Raw genomic sequence first — 7,308 nt, 5'->3', positions numbered from 1 at the left:
CTTTGAAGCGCAGCGCCGGGCTCTACGCCCGAGCCGGCATCACTTCAGGCCGGCCGCTGCGCGCAGTGCCTGGGCCTTGTCCGTGCGTTCCCACGAGAACTCCGGCTCTTCACGGCCGAAGTGGCCGTAGGCGGCGGTCTTGCTGTAGATCGGGCGCAACAGGTCCAGCATCTGGATGATGCCCTTCGGGCGCAGGTCGAAGTGCTCGTTGACCAGCGCGGCGATCTTCTCGTCGGGGATCACGCCGGTGCCTTCGGTGTAGACCGTCACGTTCATCGGCTTGGCCACGCCGATGGCGTAGGCCACCTGGATCTGGCACTGCTTTGCCAGGCCGGCCTTGACGATGTTCTTGGCCACGTAGCGGGCGGCGTAGGCGGCCGAGCGGTCGACCTTGGACGGGTCCTTGCCCGAGAACGCGCCACCGCCGTGCGGGCAGGCGCCGCCGTAGGTGTCGACGATGATCTTGCGGCCGGTCAGGCCGCAGTCGCCCTGCGGGCCGCCGATGACGAAGCGGCCGGTCGGGTTGATCAGGTAGCGGGTTTCCTTCAGCCACTCCTTGGGCAGCACCGGCTTGATGATCTCTTCGATGATGGCTTCGGTGAACGAGGCCTTCATCTTGTGCTGGGTCTCGCTCTGGTCGGGTGCGTGCTGGGTGGAGAGCACCACGGTGTCGATGCTGTGCGGCTTGCCGTCCACGTAGCGCATCGTGACCTGGCTCTTGGCGTCGGGGCGCAAGAAGGGCAGGCGGCCGTCCTTGCGCAGCTGGGCCTGGCGCTCCACGAGGCGGTGGGCGTAGTAGATCGGCGCGGGCATCAGCTCGGGCGTCTCGTCGCAGGCGTAGCCGAACATCAGGCCCTGGTCGCCGGCGCCGATGTTGAGGTGGTCGTCGGAGGCGTGGTCCACGCCCTGGGCGATGTCGTTCGACTGCTTGTCGTAGGCGACGAGCACCGCGCAGCCCTTGTAGTCGATGCCGTACTCGGTGTTGTCGTAGCCGATGCGCTTGATGGTGTCGCGTGCGACCTGGATGTAGTCGACGTGGGCGTTGGTGGTGATCTCGCCCGCCAGCACCACGAGGCCGGTGTTGGTCAGCGTTTCGGCGGCCACGCGCGAGCGGGGGTCTTGCTTGAAGATCGCGTCGAGAATGGCGTCGGAGATCTGGTCGGCCACCTTGTCGGGGTGACCTTCAGAGACGGATTCGGACGTGAAAAGGAAATCGTTCGACACTCTTAAACTCCAGTAGGTTGCAGGTGCGTTGCCGGCCTATGGGTTGAGCGGCGAACGCTTTAGCAGGATTTTTGAATCGCCCCGCAAGTAGTTCATAACTCGGCGATGGGCCGCATTATAGGAAACTGATGTTGACCCTATTCCACTGGTTTGCGGGGCTTCCTTTGGGCTTTCTGCAAGCACTGGGTGCGGCGCTGGGGTGGTTGACATATTGGCTATCGCCGACTTACCGCCGTCGCATGGCGGCCAACGCCCGGCAGGCTGGCCTGAGCGATGCGCAATGGAGGCCGGCCATCGCCTCGGCCGGGCGCATGGTGGCCGAGCTGCCCTTCCTGTGGGAGCGCCCGCCGAGCCAGCCGATCCTGCCGCGCATGCGCTTCGAGAACATCGCCTTGCTGGAGGCGGCGCTGGCACGCGGCAAGGGGGTGCTGCTGCTGACGCCGCACATGGGTTGCTTCGAGGTGGCGGCCCAGGCCGTGGCGGAGCGCTTCGCCGACCGCAGCGCGATCACCGTGCTCTACCGCCCGGCCCGCAAGCCCTGGTTGCGCGAACTCGTGAAGAGTTCACGCGAGCGGCCGCATCTGTTCGCTGCGCCGGCCACCCTGGCGGGCGTGCGCCAGATGATCCGCGCCCTGCGGCGCGGGCAGATGGTGGGCCTGCTGCCCGATCAGGTGCCGCCCGAGGGCATGGGCGTCTGGGCGCCGTTCTTCGGCCGGCCGGCCTACACCATGACGCTGGCCGCCCGCCTGGTGCAGCAGACCGGTGCCGAACTGCTGCTGGCCTGGGCCGAGCGATTGCCGCGGGGCGATGGCTACGTGCTGCGCTTCTTCCCCTTCAGCGACGAATTGCCCGCCGATGACGCGGCAGAATCGGCAGCCCGGATCAACCGCGCAATGGAGCGCCTGATCCTGCAATGCCCGCAGCAATACCTCTGGGGCTATCACCGCTACAAGGCACCGCGCCAGCAGGACGCGGCGGCCGAAGCCCCGCAACAGGAGTGAATGGTTTGGCGACGAGTTGGGGTGCCCGCTTTCTGTTGGGAGTGATGTGGCTGCTGCACCTGCTGCCGCTGCCGCTGCTTGCGGCCCTGGGTCGGGGCCTCGGCCTGCTGCTGTACCCGCTGGCCGGCGGTCGCCGCAAGGTGGCGCTGCGCAACCTGGCGCTGTGCTTCCCCGAGAAGCCCGAAGCCGAACGCCGCCGCCTGGCGCGTGCGCACTTCCAGTGGCTGGGGCGCAGCTTCCTCGAGCGCAGCCTGCTGTGGTTTGCCTCCGCCGAGCGGCTCAAGAAATACATCCACGTCGAGGGCGACGTGAAGCTGGCCGAGCACAGCGAGAAGCCGGTGATGTGGCTGGTGCCGCACTTCATGGGCCTCGACGTCGCCGGCGTGGCGGTGCTGCTGTTCCAGGACCAGTACGCCTGCTCCATGTACCAGCAGCAGAGCAACCCGGTGATGGACGACATCATCCGCAAGGGGCGCCTGCGCTTCGGCGAGAAGGCCGAGATCTTCCCGCGCAGCGACAAGGCGCTGCCGCTGATCCGTGCCATCCGCAAGGGCCACGCCTTCTTCAACCTGCCCGACATGGACTTCGGCGAGCGCGACGCTGCCTTCGTGCCCTTCTTCGGCGTGCCCGCCGCCACGCTGCTGGCCCCGTCGCGCATGGCACGCGCGCTCAACATGGTGGTACAGCCGGTGGTGGCCGAAATGTTGCCCGGTGGCCAGGGCTATCGCGTGCGCTTCGGCGAGCCGTTCCAGAACTTCCCCACCGACGATGCCGTGGCCGACACCACCGCGATGAACCGCTGGATCGAAGAAGAGATCCGCCGCAACCCGGCGCAGTACCTGTGGGTGCACAAGCGCTTCAAGACAAGGCCGGCGGGTGAGCCCGGCTTTTACTGAGCGCGCGGATAATCCGATCCATGCGACTACGCTTCACCAAGATGCAGGGCGCGGGCAACGACTTCGTCGTGCTCGACGCCACGCAGGCCTCCATCGATCTCACGCCCGAGCAGTACCGCGTGCTCGGCGACCGCCGTTTCGGCGTGGGCGCCGACCAGATTCTGGTGGTGGAGCAGAGCCGCACGCCGGGCGTCGACTTCCGCTACCGCATCTTCAACGGCGGCAGTGGCGACGAGGTGGAGCAGTGCGGCAACGGCGCCCGCTGCTTCGTGCGCTTCGTGCGCGACAAGCACCTCACCGACAAGCAGGTGATCCGCGTCGACACCATGAACACCCTGCTCGAATTGCGCCTGCAGGCCGATGGCCGCGTGACGGTGGACATGGGCGCGCCGATCTTCGGGCTGGCACAGGTGCCCTTCGATCCGCTCGGCCTGAAGCCGCGCCGCCAGGGCGAGGCTGACCTGTGGCCGCTCGACGTGGGTGACGGCGTGGTCGACGAGGTGGCCGTGCTGTCCATGGGTAACCCGCACGCGGTGCAAGTGGTGCATGACGTGGATCACGCACCGGTCGAAACCCACGGCCCGCTGATCGAGCAGGACCGCCACTTCCCGCGCAAGGTCAATGCCGGCTTCATGCAGGTCGTGAGCCGCAGCCACATCCGCCTGCGCGTGTACGAGCGCGGTGCCGGCGAGACGCTGGCCTGCGGCACGGGCGCCTGTGCGGCCGTCGTGGCCGGCATCCGCCTCGGCCTGCTCGACAGCAAGGTGGATGTCGATGCCCGCGGCGGCCGATTGACCATTGAATGGCAGGGCGGTGAGAGCCACGTGCTCATGACCGGCCCGGCCGAAACCGTCTACGAAGGAGAGATCGAGCTGTGACCATCCAAGGCATCACCGAGCAGGACATCGCCAACTACCTGGCCAACACGCCCGGCTTCTTCGAGCGCCATGCGGAGTTGCTGGCGTCCATCCAGATCGTCAGCCCACATGGGCAGCGCGCCGTCTCGCTGCAGGAGCGGCAGATGGAAATGCTGCGCGACAAGCACAAGGGCCTGGAGCAGCGCATCGTCGAGATGATCCGCCACGGCCAGGAGAACGTGGCCATCGCCGACAAGCTGCACAAGTGGACGCGCGCCATCATGCTCACGCCCAACCCGGGCGACCTGCCGTCGGTGCTGGTGAACGAGCTCAAGCACCAGTTCCTGATCCCGCAGGCGGCCATCCGCGTGTGGGGCGCGGCGGAGGCCTTCAGCATGCTCGGCTTTGCCAAGCCGGTGAGCGAAGACGCACGCACCTTCGCCTCCAGCCTCAGCCTGCCGTACTGCGGCGTCAACTCGGGCTTCGAGGCCGCTTCCTGGCTGGAGGACGCGCGCCTGGTGCAGTCGATGGCGCTGATCCCGCTGCGCAGCGGCGACTCGCCCGATGCCTTCGGCATGCTGGTGCTGGCCTCGCCCGACCCCACGCGCTACAGCGCCGACATGGGCACCGAGTTCCTCTCGCGCATCGGCGAGATCGCCAGCGCGGGGCTGTCGCGCCTGTTGCCGGTGAAGTGAGATGGGTGACGCGGTGGATGTCGACGACGACATCGCGCGTCATCTTGTTCACCTCGAAGTCGAACGCCGGCTCGCGCCTCGCACGCTGGCGCTCTACCGCGAGTCGCTCGCGCGGCTGCAGAAGTTCGCAGCCGATGCCGGCGTGGCGATCCGCGCGGCACAAGTTCACCACATCCGCCGCTGGGCGGCCCAGCTGCATTCGCAAGGCCTGGCCTCGCGCAGCATCGCGCTCACGCTCTCGGCCTGGCGCGGCTTCTACCGCTGGGCCGGGCGCGAAGGCCTGGTCGAGCTGAACCCCGTCGAAGGCGTGCGCGCCCCCAAGGCCGCCAAGCCGCTGCCCAAGGCCTTGTCGGTCGACCAGGCCGTCGCGCTGGCCGAAAGCGCTGAAGGCGAGGGCGACCCGGCGCTGCTGGCGCGCGACCACTGCATCGTCGAGCTGCTGTACGGCTGCGGCCTGCGTGTCGGCGAGCTGGTGGGCCTCGATGTGCAAGCCAGTGGCACTGCGGCGGGCTGGATCGACGCGGCCGATGCCACCGCCCACGTGCTGGGCAAAGGCAACAAGCGGCGCAGCGTGCCGGTCGGCGGGCCAGCATTGACTGCATTGCGCGAGTGGCTGGCGCAACGCGCGGCGCTGGCAGCGCATGGCGAACCGGCGCTCTTCGTCAGCCAGCGCGGCACCCGCCTCACCGCCAGCCAGGTGCGCTCGCGCCTGAAGACGCGTGCGCTGCAGGCTGGCCTGCCCACGCACGTGCACCCGCACATGCTGCGGCACTCGTTCGCCTCGCACCTGCTGCAATCCAGCGGCGACCTGCGTGCGGTGCAGGAGCTGCTGGGTCACGCCAACATCACGACCACCCAGGTCTATACCAAGCTGGACTTCCAGCACCTGGCCAAGGTGTACGACGCCGCCCACCCTCGCGCGAAGAAGAGGCCCCCCAGTCGCTGACGCTCCTGCCCCCGAGGGGCGCCACCCAGCGGACCGGCGGAGCCGGATCCGCGGGTGTTGCTTGAGGGATGCTTCGCTTCGCTTGCATTTGCTACGCATGCGTATTAATATAGTTTATATGCGTAGTAATTCGATGGGTGGCTGATGAAGCCGCGTCTCTTTCATCTGGTGGCCCAGGCGCGCCAGAACCTGTTTCGTTCGGCGGAGCGGGTGTTCAGCGGCGAGCTGGATGTGTCGGGGACCCAGGTGGTGGCGCTGTTTGCCATCGGGTCGCAGGAGGGCTGCCAGCTGAAGGACCTGACGGCGCAGCTGCAGCTCAAGAACTCGGCCATCACCGGCCTCGTCAGCCGCATGGTCGACAACGGCCTGATCCAGCGCCAGCCCTGCGAGCAGGACGGCCGATCGACGCGCCTGTACCTGTCCGACAAGGGCAGGGCGGTGCTCGCGCAGGCCCACCCGCTGCTGGCCCGCGTGAACGCCCAGCTCACCAAGGGTTTCAGCAACGACGAACTCGCGGTCGTGGCGCGCTTCCTCGCCCACGCCGCTTCCATCAGCTTCACCACGGAGTCCGCCAAATGAGCCAGAACCTCGTCCTCTTCCGACAGCTCGGCCCGGAGAACTTCTCGGCCGCCATCGGCAACGTCGCACCGTATTTCGCCAGCATCGAGCCGAAGTTCGTCGACCTGCGCAAGGGCTTTGCCGAGGTGCGCATCCGCAACCAGCGCAAGGTGCACAACCACATCGGCACGGTGCACGCCATCGCCCTGTGCAATGGCGCCGAGCTGGTGGCCGGCACCTGCACCGACGTGTCCATCCCCGAAGGCGCGCGCTGGCTGCCCATCGGCATGACGGTGCAGTACCTGGCCAAGGCCAAGACCGACATCCGCGTGGTGACCGAGGCCGAGACGGTCGATTGGTCGCAACCCGGCAACATCGAGGTGCCGGTGGCGGCCTACGACACCGAAGGTACCAAGGTGATGGGCGCCGTGATCACGATGAACGTCAAGCACTGAGCTTTCATGGCGCGACAATCGCGCCCATGAAAGCCATCACCCTGCGCGAAGGCAAAGAGCGCTCGCTGCTGAAGCGCCACCCCTGGGTCTTCGAGAGCAGCATCCATTCAGGCAAGGCCGACCCCGGCGAGACGGTGCGCGTGAACGCGCGCGACGGCCGCTTTCTTGCGTGGGCCTCGTACAGCCCAAGCTCGCAGATCCGCGTGCGCGCCTGGAGCTTCGACGAGGCCGAGCGCATCGACGCGGCTTTCTTCGGGCGCCGCATCGCGCAGGCCATCGCCATCCGCGCCCGCCTGCCGATCGCGAGCGACGCGATGCGGCTCATCCACGGCGAGGCAGACGGCCTGCCCGGCCTCATCGTCGACCGCTATGGCGACACGCTGAGCGCGCAGTTCCTGAGTGCCGGCGCCGAGCGCTGGAAGAGCGCAATCGCCGACCTGCTGCTCCAGGCCACCGGCCTCACGCGCTTGTATGAGCGCAGCGATGCCAGCACGCGGGGCCTCGAAGGCCTGCCGGAAGTGAAAGGCTGGCTGCGCGGCGATGGTGATACCGAACTGACCATCCGCGAACACGACTGGAAGCTCACGCTCGACGTGGCCGAAGGCCACAAGACCGGCTTCTATCTGGACCAGCGCGACAGCCGCAAGCTCTTCGCCGACACCGTGCGCCACTTCGG

Annotated in this window: 9 protein-coding genes; 8 read left to right on the top strand and 1 reads right to left on the bottom strand. The window is 67.6% G+C overall.

Features of this window, described 5'->3' with window-relative positions; translation table 11 throughout:
* Window positions 1-39: 39 nt before the first annotated feature.
* A complete protein-coding gene (gene metK, locus VFL64_RS06185) occupies window positions 40-1,224 on the bottom strand; it encodes a methionine adenosyltransferase (RefSeq protein WP_489539502.1) in 1,185 nt (394 codons plus the stop codon).
* A gap of 128 nt (window positions 1,225-1,352) precedes the next feature.
* Here metK and VFL64_RS06180 point away from each other — a divergent pair, with 128 nt between their 5' ends.
* The 8 genes from VFL64_RS06180 to VFL64_RS06145 all read left to right on the top strand — a co-directional run.
* Complete coding sequence (locus VFL64_RS06180) at window positions 1,353-2,225, top strand: lysophospholipid acyltransferase family protein (protein WP_489539501.1); 873 nt, start codon at window positions 1,353-1,355, stop codon at window positions 2,223-2,225.
* Window positions 2,222-3,121: an LpxL/LpxP family acyltransferase gene (locus VFL64_RS06175; protein ID WP_489539500.1), complete on the top strand. Its 900-nt coding sequence runs from the start codon at window positions 2,222-2,224 to the stop codon at window positions 3,119-3,121. The genes VFL64_RS06180 and VFL64_RS06175 overlap by 4 nt, the downstream gene beginning before the upstream one ends.
* Window positions 3,122-3,141: 20 nt before the next feature.
* Window positions 3,142-3,999 (top strand): diaminopimelate epimerase, encoded by an 858-nt coding sequence (dapF, locus tag VFL64_RS06170; protein WP_489539499.1) that lies wholly within the window; start codon window positions 3,142-3,144, stop codon window positions 3,997-3,999.
* Window positions 3,996-4,673, top strand: coding sequence for a DUF484 family protein (locus VFL64_RS06165; protein WP_489539498.1), 678 nt, complete (start codon window positions 3,996-3,998; stop codon window positions 4,671-4,673). Before dapF ends, VFL64_RS06165 begins: the two co-directional genes overlap by 4 nt.
* A gap of 1 nt (window position 4,674) precedes the next feature.
* Complete coding sequence (gene xerC, locus VFL64_RS06160) at window positions 4,675-5,619, top strand: tyrosine recombinase XerC (RefSeq protein ID WP_489539497.1); 945 nt, start codon at window positions 4,675-4,677, stop codon at window positions 5,617-5,619.
* A 144-nt stretch (window positions 5,620-5,763) separates the two neighbouring features.
* Window positions 5,764-6,198, top strand: coding sequence for a MarR family winged helix-turn-helix transcriptional regulator (locus tag VFL64_RS06155; protein WP_489539496.1), 435 nt, complete (start codon window positions 5,764-5,766; stop codon window positions 6,196-6,198).
* Window positions 6,195-6,632 (top strand): hotdog fold domain-containing protein, encoded by a 438-nt coding sequence (locus VFL64_RS06150; protein WP_489539495.1) that lies wholly within the window; start codon window positions 6,195-6,197, stop codon window positions 6,630-6,632. Before VFL64_RS06155 ends, VFL64_RS06150 begins: the two co-directional genes overlap by 4 nt.
* A gap of 26 nt (window positions 6,633-6,658) precedes the next feature.
* Window positions 6,659-7,308: class I SAM-dependent rRNA methyltransferase (locus VFL64_RS06145; RefSeq protein WP_489539494.1), on the top strand; the 650-nt coding region annotated here is incomplete at its 3' end.

This window comes from Rhizobacter sp. (assembly GCF_035702065.1).
GTDB lineage: Bacteria > Pseudomonadota > Gammaproteobacteria > Burkholderiales > Burkholderiaceae_C > Rhizobacter.
This window is presented reverse-complemented; position numbering and strand designations above follow the sequence as displayed.

Coding starts and splice junctions, on each gene's coding strand:
- VFL64_RS06180 (WP_489539501.1), top strand. CDS start 1,353: ATGTTGACCCTATTCCACTGGTTTGCGGGGCTTCCTTTGGGCTTTCTG.
- dapF (WP_489539499.1), top strand. CDS start 3,142: ATGCGACTACGCTTCACCAAGATGCAGGGCGCGGGCAACGACTTCGTC.
- xerC (WP_489539497.1), top strand. CDS start 4,675: ATGGGTGACGCGGTGGATGTCGACGACGACATCGCGCGTCATCTTGTT.
- VFL64_RS06155 (WP_489539496.1), top strand. CDS start 5,764: ATGAAGCCGCGTCTCTTTCATCTGGTGGCCCAGGCGCGCCAGAACCTG.
- VFL64_RS06150 (WP_489539495.1), top strand. CDS start 6,195: ATGAGCCAGAACCTCGTCCTCTTCCGACAGCTCGGCCCGGAGAACTTC.